General features: G+C 64.4%; 18 protein-coding genes. 12 read left to right on the top strand and 6 right to left on the bottom strand.

The features are described from left to right. Positions 1 to 14: 14 nt before the first annotated feature. A complete protein-coding gene (locus MNI96_RS01790; RefSeq protein ID WP_502960295.1) occupies positions 15 to 341 on the bottom strand; it encodes a metalloregulator ArsR/SmtB family transcription factor in 327 nt (108 codons plus the stop codon). A 108-nt stretch (positions 342 to 449) separates the two neighbouring features. Further along, positions 450 to 851, bottom strand: a complete 402-nt coding sequence (locus tag MNI96_RS01785) for a thioredoxin domain-containing protein (RefSeq protein ID WP_249689822.1) — start codon at positions 849 to 851, stop codon at positions 450 to 452. A 208-nt stretch (positions 852 to 1059) separates the two neighbouring features. Here MNI96_RS01785 and MNI96_RS01780 point away from each other — a divergent pair, with 208 nt between their 5' ends. The 10 genes from MNI96_RS01780 (at position 1060) to MNI96_RS01735 (ending at position 10284) form a co-directional block, all read left to right on the top strand. Then, entirely contained in the window at positions 1060 to 1800 is a 741-nt protein-coding gene (locus MNI96_RS01780; protein ID WP_249689820.1) for a cytochrome c biogenesis CcdA family protein, read from the top strand. 190 nt (positions 1801 to 1990) lie between these two features. Then, the gene (soxX, locus tag MNI96_RS01775; RefSeq protein WP_502960294.1) at positions 1991 to 2446 is read left to right on the top strand and encodes a sulfur oxidation c-type cytochrome SoxX; all 456 of its coding nucleotides are present in this window, start codon (positions 1991 to 1993) and stop codon (positions 2444 to 2446) included. 56 nt (positions 2447 to 2502) lie between these two features. Next, entirely contained in the window at positions 2503 to 2955 is a 453-nt protein-coding gene (soxY, locus tag MNI96_RS01770) for a thiosulfate oxidation carrier protein SoxY (RefSeq protein ID WP_249689818.1), read from the top strand. A gap of 52 nt (positions 2956 to 3007) precedes the next feature. Next, positions 3008 to 3334, top strand: coding sequence for a thiosulfate oxidation carrier complex protein SoxZ (soxZ, locus tag MNI96_RS01765; RefSeq protein ID WP_249689816.1), 327 nt, complete (start codon positions 3008 to 3010; stop codon positions 3332 to 3334). Between the two features lie 86 nt (positions 3335 to 3420). Then, positions 3421 to 4275, top strand: coding sequence for a sulfur oxidation c-type cytochrome SoxA (gene soxA, locus MNI96_RS01760; RefSeq protein WP_249689814.1), 855 nt, complete (start codon positions 3421 to 3423; stop codon positions 4273 to 4275). 146 nt (positions 4276 to 4421) lie between these two features. Further along, positions 4422 to 6116: a thiosulfohydrolase SoxB gene (soxB, locus tag MNI96_RS01755; protein ID WP_249689811.1), complete on the top strand. Its 1695-nt coding sequence runs from the start codon at positions 4422 to 4424 to the stop codon at positions 6114 to 6116. A gap of 84 nt (positions 6117 to 6200) precedes the next feature. Beyond that, positions 6201 to 7490 (top strand): sulfite dehydrogenase, encoded by a 1290-nt coding sequence (gene soxC / locus MNI96_RS01750; RefSeq protein ID WP_249689809.1) that lies wholly within the window; start codon positions 6201 to 6203, stop codon positions 7488 to 7490. Continuing rightward, on the top strand, positions 7474 to 8136 hold the full coding sequence (locus MNI96_RS01745; RefSeq protein WP_249689807.1) for a c-type cytochrome: 663 nt from the start codon (positions 7474 to 7476) through the stop codon (positions 8134 to 8136). The genes soxC and MNI96_RS01745 overlap by 17 nt, the downstream gene beginning before the upstream one ends. Before the next feature lie 70 nt (positions 8137 to 8206). Continuing rightward, on the top strand, positions 8207 to 8932 hold the full coding sequence (locus tag MNI96_RS01740) for a c-type cytochrome (protein WP_249689806.1): 726 nt from the start codon (positions 8207 to 8209) through the stop codon (positions 8930 to 8932). Between the two features lie 74 nt (positions 8933 to 9006). Beyond that, positions 9007 to 10284, top strand: coding sequence for an NAD(P)/FAD-dependent oxidoreductase (locus MNI96_RS01735; RefSeq protein ID WP_249689804.1), 1278 nt, complete (start codon positions 9007 to 9009; stop codon positions 10282 to 10284). Positions 10285 to 10361: 77 nt separating this feature from the next. Here MNI96_RS01735 and MNI96_RS01730 read toward each other — a convergent pair whose 3' ends face one another. After that, on the bottom strand, positions 10362 to 11333 hold the full coding sequence (locus MNI96_RS01730; RefSeq protein WP_249689802.1) for a DMT family transporter: 972 nt from the start codon (positions 11331 to 11333) through the stop codon (positions 10362 to 10364). Positions 11334 to 11396: 63 nt separating this feature from the next. Continuing rightward, the gene (locus MNI96_RS01725; RefSeq protein WP_249689800.1) at positions 11397 to 12428 is read right to left on the bottom strand and encodes an SPOR domain-containing protein; all 1032 of its coding nucleotides are present in this window, start codon (positions 12426 to 12428) and stop codon (positions 11397 to 11399) included. Between the two features lie 271 nt (positions 12429 to 12699). Here MNI96_RS01725 and glmS point away from each other — a divergent pair, with 271 nt between their 5' ends. Further along, positions 12700 to 14526, top strand: a complete 1827-nt coding sequence (glmS, locus tag MNI96_RS01720) for a glutamine--fructose-6-phosphate transaminase (isomerizing) (protein WP_249689798.1) — start codon at positions 12700 to 12702, stop codon at positions 14524 to 14526. 89 nt (positions 14527 to 14615) lie between these two features. Here glmS and MNI96_RS01715 read toward each other — a convergent pair whose 3' ends face one another. After that, positions 14616 to 16076: a peptidoglycan-binding domain-containing protein gene (locus MNI96_RS01715; protein WP_249689796.1), complete on the bottom strand. Its 1461-nt coding sequence runs from the start codon at positions 16074 to 16076 to the stop codon at positions 14616 to 14618. Positions 16077 to 16250: 174 nt separating this feature from the next. Continuing rightward, on the bottom strand, positions 16251 to 16658 hold the full coding sequence (locus tag MNI96_RS01710) for a YbaN family protein (protein ID WP_249689794.1): 408 nt from the start codon (positions 16656 to 16658) through the stop codon (positions 16251 to 16253). 217 nt (positions 16659 to 16875) lie between these two features. On the opposite strand from MNI96_RS01710, the gene MNI96_RS01705 reads away from it, so the two are divergent. Beyond that, positions 16876 to 17547, top strand: coding sequence for a DUF502 domain-containing protein (locus MNI96_RS01705; protein ID WP_249689792.1), 672 nt, complete (start codon positions 16876 to 16878; stop codon positions 17545 to 17547). The last annotated feature ends 20 nt before the right edge of the window (positions 17548 to 17567 follow it).

Here is a 17567-nt window from a genome sequence, read left to right as displayed (position 1 = left end):
GCATTCAGGCCGGATCAATCCCGGCAGAAAACGGTGTAGACCGCCTCGATGATCTGGCGGGCGTCGTCGCTCGCCAGACGGTAGTAGACTGTCTTTCCCTCGCGCCGCGTCGTGACGAGCTTGTCCATTCGCAGGCGTGCGAGCTGCTGGGAAACGGTCGGCTGGCGCAGCGAGAGCAGGGCCTCCAGTTCCGTGACGGACTTTTCCCCTTCCGCCAGGATGCACAGGATGAGCAAGCGGCTCTCATGAGCAATGGCCTTCAGGAAGTCACTCGCGGTCTTCGCGCGGTCCACGATCCTGTCGAGGTCGTCCGAACACTTGAGTTCCTTGATTCCCGGCAGTGCCAAATGCGTATCCCTTGTCGTCGGTCCGCTCGCGCAACGGGGCGAGCCGGAACTTGGTGTTTCTCAGTATACAGGTTTGACGGCCAATCCGCATATGGCCCCGGATCAACCGGCCGCAGGGCGATCGTCCGCGTCTTCGGCAGAAGGGGTCAGCTTCTCGATCATCTGCCCCAGGAGGCCCCAGAAGAAGTCTTCACCGGGATACCCGCGAATGCGGCCGATCTCACGACCATCCTCGATCAGCGCAAAGCTCGGCGTGAACCGTTCGCCCTTCATCCATGCCAGATCATCGGGCATCGGCTCGTGGATGTCGACGCGACGAAGTGGCGCCTGCCGGCCTTCCTCGGTCTTGGGATAGATCGGCCCTATCTCCGCATGCCAGCGCATGCACCATTCGCAGCCCTTCTGCTCGAACATGACGAGTTCGGCTGCGCGCGCCTGCGGGGCGGCAAAAACGGCGAGGGCCGTCACGAGCATCAGGGGCAGAGTCGGGACCGGCCAACGCATGATCTTTCTTCCTGCTCGCCAAAAGGTGAGGGGACACGTCTATCCCGCCAGCCTATACCAAAACAAGTGGATCATATGCGAAAAGAGGAATACGAGTTGAGGCAAGGGGTCACATTGCCGTGTAGCGTGTATCCGTTATGCCTGGCGATATCGGACCGCCGCTCACCTCGGCGTCCCGCCCGGTCCCAGGCAGCAAGCAGGTAGGCTCATGTTTCAGGACGTCACAGTCATCGGCGCGTTTTTCGCGGGCCTCCTTTCCTTCGTGTCGCCTTGCGTCCTGCCGCTGGTCCCGCCCTATCTCGGCTTTCTCGCCGGCGTTTCCCTCGATCAACTGACGGGGGAAGGCGAGGAGGAAAGGGCCGATCCGCGCAAGGTGTTCTTCGCCTCTCTGGCCTTCGTACTCGGCTTCTCGACCGTGTTCGTGGCGCTGGGTGCCAGCGCATCCTTCATCGGCCAGTTCGTCACGCAGCATATTCAGGTGCTCGGCTATATCGCGGGCGCGGCGATCATCGTCATGGGCCTGCATTTCCTCGGCGTGTTCCGCATCGGCCTGCTGTACCGGGAGGCGCGGGTGCATGTGGAGCGCAAGCCGGCGGGCCTTTTGGGCGCCTATGTGATCGGTCTTGCCTTCGCCTTCGGCTGGACGCCGTGCGTGGGGCCGATCCTGGCGGCGATCCTGTTCGTTGCCGGCACCGAGGAATCGGTGGTGCAGGGGGCTGTCCTGCTCGGTTCCTACGCGCTGGGGATCGGCGTGCCGTTCCTGATTGCGGGCCTTTTCGCCGGATCGTTCATGCGGTTCATGCGCCGCTTCCGCAAGCACATGGTGACGGTGGAGCGGGTGATGGGCGTGTTCCTGATCATCACCGGCGTCGCCTTCATGACCGGGCAGATGGCGCGGCTCTCCTTCTGGCTGCTCGAAACGTTTCCCGCTCTCGCCGTCATAGGTTAAGCTCGATCCCGCATCCTGGGGGAGAATGCGGCCGCATCAACGTATTCTCATAAATGAATATGTGAATTGATTGCCCTTCCCGATGGTGCTACGGTTTCGACAGGTCGATTGAATCGGCCGCCAAGAAGACAAGGCCGGGAACGCCGGCTTGACGCTGGCGCAAGCCGGTCAGAGGGAAGGAAAACAGCCTATGAACCTCTTTCGTAGGGGTATGACGGCCGCGTGCGTCCTGCTTGCAGGCGTTGCAACGGCTGCTGCCGAAGACATCGTGTCCTACGAAGTTGTCGACGGAACCATTCCGAAATCGCTGACAGGCGTTCCCGGCGACGCCGCTGCCGGTCGCCAAGCCGTGATCGATCGCCGGCTGGGCAACTGCGTCGCCTGCCACACGGCGACGGAGCTGTCCGATCAGCAGTTCCATGGCGAAGTCGGCCCGCCGCTCGACGGCGTTGCCGATCGCTGGGACGAAGCGACCCTGCGTATGATCATCGTCAATCCCAAGATGGTCTACGAGGGCACCGTTATGCCGGCCTTCTACCGCAACGAAGGTTTTCACCGGGTGGCGCCGAAATTCGCCGGCAAGACCATCATGACCGCACAGCAGGTCGAGGATGTGGTCGCCTATCTGATGACGCTCAAGGATTGAGCCGCGGACGCCGGACGGGCTGCTGCGACCAGTCGATCTTTCGCGAGGAACTCAAGATGAACATGACACGACGCCAGGCGCTGGCCTTTGGTGCTGGAGCCGCCATTCTCGGAATGACGGGCCTGCCGCGCCTTGCAGCGGCGGAAGACGCCAAGATGCAGGCGGCCATCGATGCCTTTGCCGGCGGCGCCTCGGTTGAGACAGGCACCGTTTCGCTGTCAGCGCCGGAGATCGCCGAGAACGGCAACACCGTGCCGATCGGCGTTTCTGTCGACAGCCCGATGACCGAAGCCGACCACGTGACCGCCGTGATGCTGCTCGCTGCAGGCAACCCGCAGCCGGGCGTGGCGACGTTCCACTTCTCGTCCATGTCGGGTTCCGCGGATGCTACCACCCGGATGCGCCTTGCCAAGACGCAGGACGTGATCGCGCTGGCCAAGACGTCGACGGGCAAGGTCTTCATGGACCGTAAGACCGTCAAGGTGACGATCGGCGGCTGCGGCGGCTAAGCCCTCCGGCCCGCGCCCATTCTTCAACATTCATCGCCATCAGGAGCGTGAGATGTCCACTTCCAAGCCCCGCGTCAAGGTGCCGAAGACAGCGTCCAAGGACGAGGTCATTCAGATCAAGACCCTCATTTCCCACAAGATGGAGTCCGGCCAGCGCAAGGACGACCAGGGGAATGTCATTCCCCGGTCGATCATCAACAAGTTCACCTGCGAGTTCAACGGGAAGCCTGTCTTCTCCTGCGATCTCGAGCCGGCGATTTCGGCCAATCCCTACCTGGAATTCAGCGCCAGGGTGCCGGAGACGGGCACGTTCAAGTTCACTTGGGTGGACGACGACGGCTCGGTCTATTCCAGCGAATCCAAGATCACCGTCGAGTAAGGCGGCCCCTGCCGGCGATGGAGGTCGCCGGTGGACAGTCGAACGGCATAAGGCGGGTCGGCAGCCCGCATCACAGGGGGAGGCTTATGAAGAAACTTGCGGGCACACTTATCGTCGGCACCGCCGCTATCGCGGTCCTGGCGACGGGCGCCGCGAACGGTGACGAGACCGAGATGCCGAGCATCGACGGTACGATCATCGTGACGCGGGTGGCGCCGCCCGAGGGGCATCCCCTGAGCGAGGTCATTTCCGGCTTCGAGTTCCGGACCAAGGAAACCCAGGACCTGGAGCTCGACGACTTCAACAATCCCGGGTTTTTGATGGTCGAGCAGGGCGAGGCGCTCTGGTCTACGGTCGAGGGCAGCGCGGGCAAGTCCTGCGAGAGCTGTCATGGCGATGCTTCGGAAAGCATGAAGGGTGTGCGCGCCTCCATGCCGAAGTGGAACGAGGCCGCCGGCAAGCCGATGTCGATGGAGCAGTATGTCAACGCCTGTCGGACTGAACGAATGGGCGCGGATGCCTGGAAATGGGAATCCGACCAGATGCTGAGCATGACCGCCTATGTCGGCCTGCAGTCCCGCGGCATGCCCGTGGCGCTCGACCTGAAGGCCGGTAACATGCAGAGCTGGTGGGACAAGGGAAAAGAAATCTATTACGCACGCAGCGGTCAGTTGGACCTAGCTTGCGCGAGTTGCCACGAGACCAACTACGGCAACTACATTCGTGCCGATCATCTCAGCCAGGGCCAGTCGAACGGCTTCCCGACCTACCGCCTGAAATGGCAGAAGGTCGGCTCGCTGCACCGTCGCTTCAAGGGCTGTATGCAGGAGGTCCGGGCGGAGCCTTATGGCGTCGGCTCCGACGAATTCGTCGCACTGGAGACCTATCTTGCCTGGCGCGGTACGGGCCTTTCGGTCGAGACCCCGGCGGTGCGCAACTAGGCGCGCCCCCGATCCGGGGTGGCGCGGGCCGCCCCGACCCGTTTGACAACAGAATGTTCCGTTCGCGCCCGTTGCGGCGCAACGGCTCCGCTATGCCTGTGCGAACAAATCCAGGCGGCGGGCGACCCGGAAGTGGATGAGCGAGCATGATTTCGCGACGTGAGTTCCTGATGGCGGCGGTGGCCGCCGGTGCCCTGACCAGCGGTTCCGGCTTCGGCCAGTGGGCGCGGCTGGCCGCCCAGCAAAGCCTGACCCAGGACGATCTTCTGTCGTTCCGGCCGCTCGGCAATGTCACCCTCGTGCATCTGACGGATATCCATGCCCAGCTGATGCCGGTCTACTTCCGCGAGCCGTCGACCAACCTCGGCGTCGGCGAAGTGAGGGGTCTGCCGCCGCATGTGACCGGCGAGGACTTCCTCAAGCTCTACAATCTCCAGCCGGGCTCTCCGGAGGCATATGCGCTGACCTCGGTCGACTTCGATTCCCTATCGCGCGCCTATGGCCGGATGGGCGGCATCGACCGCATCGCCACCGTGCTCAAGTCGATCCGCGCCGAGCGCGAGGACCGGATGCTGTTCCTGGACGGCGGCGACACCTGGCAGGGCAGCTACACCTCGCTGAAGACCGGCGGCACGGACATGATCGAGGTCATGAACGCGTTGGCGCCGGACGCCATGACCGGCCATTGGGAGTTCACCTATGGCGCGGAGCGCGTGAAGGAACTGGTCGAGGGACTTCCCTATGCCTTCCTCGGCAGCAATATCCGCGACACCGAATGGGACGAGGCGGTCTTCGAGCCCTATCGCATCTTCGAGCGCGGCGGGGTCAAGGTCGCCGTCATCGGCCAGGCCTTCCCCTATACGCCGGTCGCCAATCCGCGCTGGATGATGCCCGACTGGTCGTTCGGCATCCGCGAGGAGGAAGTCCAGGCCAATATCGATGCCGTGCGCGCTGAAGGTGCGGAGCTTGTCGTCCTGCTGTCGCATAACGGCTTCGACGTCGACCGCAAGTTGGCAAGCCGGGTGACCGACCTCGACGTGATCCTGACCGGCCACACGCACGATGCACTGCCTGAGCCGGTGAAGGTGGGCAAGACGCTGCTGGTCGCTACCGGCTCCAACGGTAAGTTCCTCTCGCGCCTCGATCTCGACGTGCAAGGCGGCGAGGTGAAGGATTTCCGCTATCGGCTGATCCCGATCTTCTCGGACGTCATTGCACCCGATGCGGAGATGACGGCGCTGGTGGAGAAGATCCGCGCGCCCCATGCGGACGAGCTGGCACGCGAACTCGCGACCACCGAAACGCTGCTCTATCGGCGCGGCAACTTCAACGGCTCGTTCGACGATCTCATCTGCGATGCCCTGCTGGAGCAGCGCGAGGCGCAGATCGCCCTGTCGCCGGGCTTTCGCTGGGGTACGTCGGTTCCGGCCGGTCAGCCGATCACCGTGGAGGACCTGCACAACGCCACGTCGATGACCTATCCGGCGACCTACCGATCGGAGATGACCGGCACGATGCTCAAGGACATCCTCGAGGACGTGGCGGACAATCTCTTCAATGCCGATCCCTACTACCAGCAGGGCGGCGACATGGTGCGCGTCGGCGGCATGGCCTATTCGATCGATCCCACGAAGGACATCGGCAGCCGGATTTCCGACATGACGATCATCGCCGACGGGACGGCGGTCGAGGCGAACAAGAGCTATGTGATGACCGGCTGGGCCAGCGTGAACGAGGGGACGGAAGGCCCGGCGATCTGGGATGTGGTCGAGGCCCATCTGAAGGATCGCGGAACGGTCACGCTCGAGCCGAACCGCGCCGTGCGCGTCACCGGGATCTGAGAGGGCAGGGGTGGGGCGCAGCTCTCACTTCAATGTTCAATCATATGAAATCGCGTATCTGAAAAGATGCCTGCGGAGGACGACATGAAGAAAACACCAGGACCCGACGGCGCGCCGGCAAGCCCGGGCCGCCGGTCGCTGCTGAAGGTGGGACTTGCGGTCGGCGGACTGGTCGCGACCGGCGGTCTTGCCCGGGCCTCGGAGGCCAATCCCGACAACCTGCCGCCGAACGTCGCCGACTGGAGCCGCTATCTGGGCGCGGGCGTCGATGCGTCGCCCTACGGCGTGCCGTCCGAATACGAGGCGCATGTGGTGCGACGCAGCGTCGAGTGGCTCACGGCCTCGCGCGAGAGCTCGGTGAACTTCACGCCGCTGCATGAGCTGGACGGCATCATCACCCCGAACGGGTTGTGCTTCGAGCGGCATCACAGCGGCGTCGCCGATGTCAATCCGACGGACTACCGGCTGATGATCAACGGTCTGGTCGACACGCCACTGGTCTTCACGCTCGATGATCTGAAGCGCTTCCCGCGTGAGAACCGACTCTATTTCCTGGAATGCGCCGCCAACTCCGGCATGGAGTGGCGCGGTGCCCAGCTGAACGGCTGCCAGTTCACCCACGGCATGGTCCATTGCGTCATGTATACGGGCGTGCCGCTGAAATACCTGCTGGAAGAGGCAGGGGTGAAGACCAATGCCCGGTGGGTCATGCCGGAAGGCGGCGATTCCGCCGGCATGAACCGCTCCATCCCGCTGGAGAAGGCGCTGGACGACTGCATGGTCGCCTTCAAGATGAACGGCGAGGCGCTGCGTCCCGAACAGGGTTATCCGGCCCGCCTCGTGGTGCCCGGTTGGGAAGGCAACATGTGGGTGAAGTGGCTGCGCCGCATCGAGGTGGGCGACGAGCCGTGGCATGCCCGCGAGGAGACGTCGAAATACACGGATCTGCTGGAGGGCGGCAAGGCGCGGCGCTTCACCTGGGTGATGGATACCAAGTCGGTGATCACCAATCCCAGCCCCCAGGCGCCCATCCTGCATGGTCGCGGCCAGACTGTGCTGACCGGCCTTGCCTGGTCGGGCAAGGGGCGCATCACCCGGGTCGACGTCACCACCGACGGGGGCCGCAACTGGCATCGGGCGCGGATCGACGGGCCGAGCCTGCCGAAGGCGCTGCACCGCTTCTACTACGAATTCGACTGGGACGGATCGCCGCTGCTTCTGCAGTCGCGCGCCTATGACGATGCCGGCTTCGTGCAGCCGACCAAGGACCAGTTGCGTGCCGCCCGCGGCACCAACTCCATCTATCACAACAACGGTATCCAGACCTGGGAGGTCAAGGCCAACGGGAGCGTTGAAAATGTCGAGATCTCTTAAGTCTGCCGCTCTGGTCCTGTCGCTCGTCCTTGCCGGGGCGATGCCGGCGAGCGCCGGCAAGCTCGGTCTCGGAACGCCGGCCACACCCGAGGAGGTTGCCGGCTGGGACATCGATGTGCGCCCGGACGGGCAGGGCCTGCCCGAAGGACGCGGGACAGTCACTGAGGGCGAGGTCATCTTCTCCGAGCAATGCGCGGTGTGCCACGGCGATTTCGGCGAGGGGGCCGGACGCTGGCCGGTGCTGGCCGGCGGAGCGGGCTCGCTATCGTCGCACGACCCGGTGAAGACGATCGGCTCCTACTGGCCGTATTTGTCGACTGTCTACGATTACGTCTACAGAGCCATGCCGTTTGGGAATGCGCAGAGCCTTTCGCCCGACGAAACCTATGCTATCGTTGCGTATCTTCTGTATCTGAACGATGTCGTGACGGATGAGGAGTTCGAGCTTTCGAAGGAGAATTTCACCTCGATCAAGATGCCGAACGAGGGCGGGTTCATCGACGACACGCGGCCGGAAGAGCCGATGAAGACCGAAGCCGAACTTTGCATGACGGATTGCAAGACGGCTGTGAAGGTCACGAAGCGGGCCCGCATCATCGATGTGACGCCGGAGGATGAAGAGGCCGCCGGCATGTCCGTCGACTAGACTGCCGGCCCGGTATAGCCGGTCGCGATTGTTTCTCGTCACCTTGGGAGGGGGAAGTGCGAGAATGGGAGTGAGTGGCGTTCGGTCCGGTGTTCTGGGCATTGCGCTTGCGATTGCCTGGGCGGGAAGCGTGCTGCCGGCGATGGCGCGCGAAGAACTGGTCGACCAGGGCCGCAAGCTGTTCCGCCAGTGCCAATCCTGCCATCAGGTCGGGCCGAAGGCGCGACACGCGGTCGGTCCCTATCTCAACAACATCTTCGGTCGCCGGGCGGGAACCCTCGAGGGGTTCCGCTATTCCGATGCCATGAAGCAGGCCGGGCAGGACGGTCTCGTCTGGGACGAGGCGGTGCTTGCCGCCTTCATCGCCGATCCGCCCGGTACCGTGAAAGGCACGCGGATGAAGTTCCGCGGTCTCAAGGGCGAGGCCGACCAGAAGGCACTTGTCGCTTTCATCCGCCAGCATTCGCCGGGCTCCTCCAACATTCCCGAGACGCCGCCGACGGCGCCCGTGCATGCCTCGGCAGGCGATCCGGACCTGCCCGAGCACATCCTGTCGATCACGGGCGATCCCGCCTATGGCGAGTACCTTTCCAGCGAGTGCGTCACCTGCCACCAGGCCAGCGGCGAGGACAAGGGCATTCCGTCCATCACCAACTGGCCGGCGCGCCGCTTCGTGACCGTCATGCATGCCTACAGGTCGAAGTACCGGGAAAACCCGGTCATGCGCTCCGTGGCCGCAAGCCTGACGGACGAGGAAATCGCGTCGCTGGCGGTCTACTTCGAAACGCTTGAGTGAGGAGCAAGGAAGGGGATAACTTTGGGTTGAAAATTCAAGGGAAGCCCGCAGAGCGGGAATGGGAGGAGCAAGACATGGGGATCACACGGCGACGGTTTGCGAAAGGTGCGGCGGCGATTGCCGGTGCGGGGCTGTTGACGGGAATGGGGCATGCGGCCTATGGCCAGGTGCGGCCCAAGGTCGTGGTGATCGGCGGCGGTGCCGGCGGCGCGACCACAGCCCGCTATCTGGCGAAGGACAGCAAGGGGGCCATCGATGTCACCTTGATCGAGCCGACCAAAGCCTATTACACCTGCTTCTTCTCGAACCTGTATCTCGGCGGCTTCCGCTCGCTGGAATCCATCGGCCACACCTACGATAGGCTGGCCTCCGACTTCGGGGTCAATGTCGTTCATGACTGGGCCGTCGGCATCGACCGGGACGCCAAGACAGTGACGCTCGCCGGCGGCGGCAGCGTTCCCTACGACAAGCTGGTGGTCGCACCGGGCATCGATCTCATCTACGACAGCGTGCCGGGGTATTCTCTGCAAGCCGCCTCGCTGATGCCGCACGCATGGAAAGCGGGCACACAGACCGCGCTTTTGAAGAACAAGATCGCGACGATGCGCGAGGGCGGAACCTTCGCCATGGTGGCGCCCCCCAACCCCTATCGCTGCCCGCCGGGACCCTATGAGCGCGTTTCGATGGTCGCGCATCTGCTCAAGCAGTCCAACCCGACGGCGAAGATCGTGGTGATCGATCCCAAGGAAGCGTTCTCCAAGCAGGCGCTATTCATGGAGGGCTGGGAGAAGCATTATCCCGGCATGGTCGAGTGGCTGCCGGCATCCATCCATGGCGGCATCGAGAGCGTCAACCCGCAGACGGGCGAGATCGTGACCGGTCTCGATACGATCAAGGCGGATGTCGCCAACATCATTCCCGCGCAGAAAGCTGGCCGAATTGCCGAGGCGGCGGGTCTGACCAACGAAAGCGGATATTGTGCCATCGAACCGGCGACGATGCAGAGCAAGGCGGACGCGAGCATTCATGTCATCGGCGATGCCTGCATTGCCGGCGATATGCCGAAGTCCGGTTTCTCCGCCAACAGCCAGGCCAAGGTTGCGGCCATGGCGATCCGGGCCGACCTGACCGGATCCAGCAAGTTCCCGCCGCGGTTCTCCAACACCTGCTGGAGCCTCATCGCAACCGACGACGGGGTGAAGGTCGGCGCAAGATACGAAGCCGGCGAAGAAAAGATCGCCTCCGTCGACAGCTTCATCAGCCAGACGGGTGAGGATGCGGCCCTGAGAAAGATGACCTACGAGGAATCGGTCGGCTGGTACGAGGGGATTACCGCCGACATGTTCGGCTGAGCGCCGACCGTTTCGGTCGGAGTGTTCGCAGCCGCCGGGCCTTGGGTTCGGCGGCTTTTTCATGGGGTTTCGGCGGTCTACTCGGCGTCGCGGCGGGGCAAGGCATGCGCGAGCGACGGTGGCAGCATCGCAGCGAACCGGCGCCACAGGGCGCTTGGTGCAGTGGCCAGCAGCAGACCGGCCATGACCAAAAGAAAGCCGGCAAAGTGGTAGCCGTGCAGCTCCTCGCCCAGAAAGACCACGGCCATCAGGACGCCGTAGGGCGGTAGCAGGTACATGAAGAGCCCTGCCGTCGACGGTCCGACCACCGCGACCCCGTGCTGGAAGCAGTAGAAGGCCAGAACCGAGGAGATAGAGGCGAGGCCGAAGATGGATAGCCAGGCGTCCAGGGACGCGGGGAAGTGCCCGGTTTCGGCGATCTCGACCAGCATGAAGGGGGCGAGCGTGACGACACCTGCAAAGGCGAGGGCCGCAAACAGCGACATCGTCGGCACGGCAGAGAGCGTACTGCGCTTCAGTAGAACCGAATAGACCGCCCAGCTGAGGGCGGCGATGGCGAAGATCACGTCGCCTGCGTTGAAGCGAAGGGCGAACAACTGGGCGAGCGACCCCTTCACCACGATGGCGACGACACCGAGAATCGCCAGCACGATGCCGATGGCCTCGCGTCGGCCGATGGCGCGACCGCGGAAGAGCCATTCCAGCACCAGGATCAGCACAGGCGAAGAGGTGTAGATGAGCGTTCCGTTGGTCGCGCTGGTATAGCGCAGCGCGAAATAGACGCCGGCGCCGCAGAACCACATCCCGAGCAGGCCCATCAGGCCGATGAGATCCCAGTTCCGGGCGATGTCGCGCCCATGCGCCTTGAGGCCTGGCAAGGCGAAGGGCAAGAGGATCAGCAGGGCTATGAGCCAGCGAAGGAAGGCGAGCGTCCAGGGCTCCACCGCATCGGCGGCGGCACGGCCGATGACGATGTTGGACGCGAAGAAGAGCGGCATCACGAGAAGCAGGGCAAAGGCCCGCTGCCGGACATTCGTGGGATCGAACATGGAGAGCCTGACCTGGGAGGGTGCCGTTTGGGGCTTCCGGCCGGCCGGGCCTTGAGCCTGGTGTTACTCGGCGCGGGCCCGCGGGAACGGTACGGGCCGGCAACTGATACCCTCGTCGGCGATATGGACGCAAGTCGCAGCTGCATCGGCGGCGTTGGGATAGGGGCCGACATAAAGCCGCACGCTCTGGCCTTCCTCTTCGGGAAGGACACGGCTGACAAGCTGGGCCGGCAGGTCCTCGCGCGCGGCGCGCAGGCTCGTCCATGCTTCTTCTGCTGCGTTGCGGGAAGCGTACAGGCCGAGGTCGATGCCGAAGTCGGTGCGCCGTATCCGGTCGCCGCTGTCCGAGGCGATATGCCCTGCAGCACCGTTCACCGAAAGGCTGGGCTCTTCGGCGATGTCCTGCTCACCGGAACTGGGAATGGACGCGGTTGTCGTCGCTTCTCCAGACATCGGCAGAGCGACGATCCGCACCGGCTGGCGCAATGTCTCGGGCAGGGCAGCCTCGATGAGGTTTTCCGGCTTGGCTTCGACCGCTTCGGCCTTCGCGGGGACTGCATCCGCGGTGCGCAGAGTCGCCTGCGGGGCAGTCTGTCTTGCGGTTGGCGCAGGCACGATCTCGACCGGCGTGGCAGGTCCCGCGCGCGCGCCAACGGCCGCATCCATGTTCTCACGGAAGGTGGCGGATGGAGGCGGCGCGTCAGCCTGTTCCTTGCGTTCGGCGATGATTTCGCCGCGCTCGTGCATCACCGACATGGCGCGCCGCAACTCGGCGACCTCGCGGCGCAGCGTTTCGACTTCGGCCTGCATCAGGCGGCGAGCCTGCGCGCCCTCGACGCCGCCGTCGGAGGGGTAAATCTCGATGCCGCCCGGCTTGCGTGCGGAAATGGAGGCGGTGCTCCCGACTTCGCCCTGCGGGGGCAACAACATCGTACCGGCAGTGCGGCCGCGAAAGGGAGGATCTTGTGCGAGAAAAACGGATGCAGCGCCAACCACGGCAAAGAGCATCGCACCGCCGCCCCAGAGCGCGACGGACCGCGTGTCGCCGGTAATTTGAACCGGCCTTCTTCCCTTGCTCGCCTTCAGCGGTTTCACGCCGCGTATCCCGCGCTTGATTTGTATCGTTCCAGAAAACGCCGGACATGGTTAACAAGGCCTGAAGTTTCTGTCGACGCAAAGGCTTTTAGGCAATTTTGCGGAGATAATGGGAGGGCTGTTTCGTCTTTGTTTGCAAATCCGTGTCACGAATTGAAACAGGTTTTGATTGTGCGGAAAGAGGCTGCGTTCGCTATGGGTGTGGCCAGACACGACAGGTGCAACGTCGAAACGGCACGCGCCTGACTGCGGCCTTTGGAGACACTCACATATGTGCGGAATTGTCGGGATCTTGGGAAAGCAGCCGGTCGCGGGCCTGCTGGTCGATGCGCTGAAGCGGCTGGAATATCGTGGCTACGATTCGGCCGGCGTTGCAACGCTCGACGCTGGGCGGCTGGTGCGTTGCCGCGCCCCCGGCAAGCTGCGCAACCTTCAGGAAAAGCTGGAACGCGCACCGCTCGCCGGCCTTGCCGGCATCGGCCACACCCGATGGGCGACGCATGGCGCGGCGACCGAGGCCAATGCCCATCCGCATTCGGCGCCGGGCGTGACAGTCGTTCATAACGGCATCATCGAAAATTATCTGGAGCTGCGCGGCGAGCTGCAGGCCGACGGCGCGAAACTCTCTAGCGATACGGATACGGAAGTCGTCGCGCATATGGTCTCGCGCGAGCTCGCTCGCGGCGCCAGCCCGCGCGATGCGGTGGCCGTGACCCTGCCCAAGCTCAGGGGAGCCTTCGCACTGGCCTTCCTCTTCGAAGGCCAGGAGGATCTTCTGATCGGCGCAAGGCGCGGCTCGCCGCTTGCCGTCGGTTATGGGGAAGGCGAGATGTTCCTCGGCTCGGACGCCATCGCGCTGTCGCCCTTCACCGACCGGATCTCGTATCTGGAGGAAGGCGACTGGGTGGTGCTCACCCGCCACAGCTGCGAAATCATGGACGCTTCCAATGCGCCGGTCGAGCGGCCGGTGATCGCCTCGCAGGCCGTCTCCCTGACCATCGACAAGGGCAATTACCGCCACTTCATGGCCAAGGAGATCCACGAGCAGCCGGAGGTCATCGGCCATACGCTGTCGCGCTATCTCGATCTGTCGAAGATGCAAACGACCTTCGCCAACGGCACCTCCATCGACTTCGCACCGCTCGACCGGCTGATCATTTCGGCCTGCGGCACCGCCTACTACGCGGGACTCGTGGCGAAGTACTGGTTCGAACGTTACGCCAGGTTGCCCGTCGACATCGATGTCGCCTCCGAGTTCCGCTACCGCGAAATGCCGATCCGCAAGGGCGACATGGCGCTGTTCATCTCGCAGTCCGGCGAGACGGCGGACACGCTGGCGGGCCTTCGCTATTGCAAGTCGCAGGGCATCAAGGTCGCGGCGGTGGTCAACGTACCGGAATCGACCATCGCCCGCGAGGCGGATCTGGTGTTCCCGACGATCGCAGGTCGCGAGATCGGTGTCGCTTCGACCAAGGCTTTCACCTGCCAACTCGCCGTACTGGCTTCGCTCGCGGTGCATGCCGGCGTGCAGCGGGGCCATGTCTCCGCCGACGAGGCTGCCGCGCTGGTGCGTGCCCTTGCCGAGGTGCCGGGCACGGTCAACCGCGCGCTGTCGCTCGAGGCCGAGGTGGAGGCGCTGGCTCAGCCGCTGTCGCGGGCCCGCGACGTTCTCTACCTCGGACGCGGGACAAGCTTCCCGCTCGCCATGGAAGGTGCGCTGAAGCTGAAGGAAATCTCTTACATCCACGCGGAAGGCTATCCGGCCGGCGAGCTGAAGCACGGTCCGATCGCGCTGATCGACGAGGACGTTCCGGTGATCGTCATCGCGCCGTTCGACCAGGTGTTCGAGAAGACGGTCTCCAACATGGAAGAGGTTGCGGCGCGCGGCGGCAAGGTGGTGCTGATCACCGACGAGAAGGGCGCGGCTGCCTGCGGGGCGCCGACCTGGCGCACGGTCGTTGTGCCGGATGTGCCGGAGTTCATCGCGCCCATCGTCTTCGCCCTGCCGGTGCAACTGCTGGCCTATCATACCGCCGTCTTCATGGGTACGGATGTGGACCAGCCGCGCAATCTCGCGAAGTCGGTGACGGTGGAGTAAGCGGCAACGCCCGGTCTTTCGACCTGAAACGAAAAGGCCGCCCGGAGGAGTTCCGGGCGGCCTTTCCTGTTTTTACCGGCGGGCAAGTTTCAGTTCGCCGTTTCCTTCGTGCCGGTTGCGGTGTCTTCATCGCTGGCCGCAGCAGGGCACAGCATGCCCAGCGCACCGACGGTGACGCAGGAGCGGCACCAGGTGATGCCCTGACGCTCCTGCTGCTGGAACAGCTCTTCCTCGCTCATCCCTTCCGGTGCCGGGATGCAGCTGCGGCCGCAGGGCTCCAGGCTCTCGTCCTCGGCGCTGAGCAGGCCGTAGAGCCGGCCGCTGGCGCAAAGGGCAGGGGTGGCGGCAAACGGGCCGGCTGATGGAACGGCATCGGTATCACCCGTCTCCTTGCCCTCAGCGTCCGTATCCTCATCGGTGCCTGTATCGGACGTGGTTGCTCCGTTCCCGTTCTCGCCGGCTGGATTGCAGGCGGCGAAGAGCTTGGCCAGCGTCTCGGGATCCGTGTACGGCGCCTCGCCCGTGCCAAGGTCGCTGTCCTCACGGAAGCTGGTCCAGGCATCGCGCGTCCGGCGGCCGGTCAGGCCGTCGATCGGGCCGGCGTCGTAGCCGGCGGCGTTCAGGCAGGCCTGGATCCAGGAGATGTTTTCCTGCGGCGTCGGAGCGGGCCGCTCAGGCGCACATCCGGCACCGAAGGGGCGATACCCTTGTGCGCAGACGCAGCGGTTCTCGTTCGAGGAATAGACGAACGGGAACGTGCAGGCCTGGCTGTCGCGGCGCACGCATTCGCCGCGGTCGACCACATAGCCGCTCGGGCAGATGCAGCCGCCTGCGGATCGCGAGTACTGCCAGGGCGCAATGCAGGCCGGCGGGGTGACGATTGGCGGCACCGGAACCGGCAGGATGCAGCGCCGCTCACGGGCGGAATAGATGTAGGGCAGACGGCAGACCGGCGGCCGTTCGGGCATCACGCAGCGATTGCCACGGCGCACTTCCGGCGGGCGGCAGATGACCGGCGGTGCAACGCAGCGGCCGCCGCGCATCACCATCGGCGGACGGCATACCTCGGGACGCTCCGGCATAACGCAACGGTTGCCGCGGCGGACCTGCGGCGGGCGGCAGATGACCGGAGGCATGACGCAGCGGCCGTTCTGCATCACCCGCGGAGGCGTGCAGATCACCGGGGCCGGCAGGACGCACCGGCCATTGCGCATGACCCTGGGCGGCAGGCAGACCGCCGGACGTTCGGGCATTTCGCAGCGACCGCCGCGCATCACGCGCGGCGGCGGGCACAGGATCGGCCGGTCGGGGCGCACGCAGCGGCCGTTCTGCATCACTCGCGGCGGGGCGCAAAGGATCGGCCGTTCGGGCAGGATGATGGGCCTGTCGCGGCCAAGGTCCAGCGGCTGGGCCGCAGCCGGCGTCTGCAGAACGGCGAAAAAGGCCAGCGCCATCCCCATGAGCAACCAGATGGCAGCCTGCAGGCTTGCGGTCAGGGGCGGCGGGTCGGCGCAGGTCGCGCCTGCAAAGACATGTGATCTCCTGGTCATTGCCAAATCCTCGCATTCTCTGGTTTGACCGTCGGCCTGTCCTTGCGGGAGCGGATGACGGGATGAGGCAAGTCTGCGCGCAGGAATGTCCTGTCGCCGTGACCGGCATCACATGGTGCGACGCCTTGTCGCGCGATGGTAAACCATTGGCGAGAAAGAGGCAGCCAGGTCGTTTCAGTCGTACTCGGAGCCCGAGGGACGCGAGGCGACATAGGTCGCACAGCCCATCAGCACCACGGAGACGAAAACGGCCAGCGGCAAGGTCGGCTTGGCCGAGAGCAGGAAGACGGCATAGCCGAAGGCCATTCCGCAGAGCGCAGCGATTTTGGCGCGCGGACGGATCGCCCGCTCGTCGCGCCAGGCGCGGATGCCGGGGCCGAATTTCGGGTGCTCGAGCAGCCAACCTTCGAGTGCCGGCGAGGAGCGGGCAAAGCAGGCTGTTGCGCCGATGAAGAAGATGGTGGAAGGAAGCAGCGGCAGGAACGCGCCGACGATGCCGATTGCCACCAGCATCGCACCGAGCAGCCGGTAACCGAGACGCAGGGCCCAGGACGAGCCGGGCGTGGGTGCATTCTGGTCCATGAAACCGGTTTGTCTCCATGGCGACTTGCTCAATCGCTCAGGCTGACTATCAAATGTTTGGGCAGGGGGCTAGTTCGGCGCTGCAACATCGTAGTGTGCGAGGGTGGTACAGCCGGAGCCGTATCGCCGCATGGCAGGACGTGAAGCAATTATGAGCGGAAGCAGCAATCCCGAAGAGCTGGAGCCAATCCCGGCGCCAGCGGCGCGGCCGAGGGCAATGACCCGGCTGCGGAACTATTTTCTTACCGGACTGATCATTGCCGGCCCGCTCGGCATCACGGCCTATCTGACCTGGTCGATCGTCCAGTGGGTGGACGGCTGGATCAAGCCGCTGATCCCGCAGGTGTATAATCCCGACACCTATCTTCCCCTTCCGGTTCCGGGCATCGGCCTGATCGTCGCTTTCCTCGCGCTTGTCGTCATCGGCTTCCTGACGGCGAATATCGCCGGGAAGACGTTGGTGTCCTATGGCGAGCTGCTGCTGGGCCGCATGCCGGTAGTGCGCAATCTCTACAGTGGCCTGAAGCAGATCTTCGAGACGGTGCTGGCGGAGCGTTCGAACAGCTTCAAGAAGGCGGCGATCATCCAGTATCCCCGTCCGGGCCTGTGGGCGATCGTGTTCATCGCAACCGATGCACGCGGCGAGGTCGCGCACCGGCTCGACAAGGAGGGGGCGGATGTTACCGCCGTCTTCCTACCGACGACGCCGAATCCGACTTCGGGTTTCCTGCTCTACGTGCCTAAGAACGAGATCATCGAACTCGACATGACGGTGGAAGAAGCGGCGAAGCTCGTCATCTCCGCGGGCCTGGTCAGTCCGGAATACGAGAAGCTGGCCTCGGCACAGCTGCAGAAGAACGAGGACGAGGCGACCGCTTCGGCAGGTTGAGATCGTGCCGTCGGCCCGCT

This window comes from Stappia sp. WLB 29, from assembly GCF_023507705.1.
Taxonomy (GTDB): domain Bacteria; phylum Pseudomonadota; class Alphaproteobacteria; order Rhizobiales; family Stappiaceae; genus Stappia.
The sequence above is the reverse complement of the archived record's forward strand: the minus strand, read 5'-3'. Positions and strand labels throughout refer to the sequence as shown.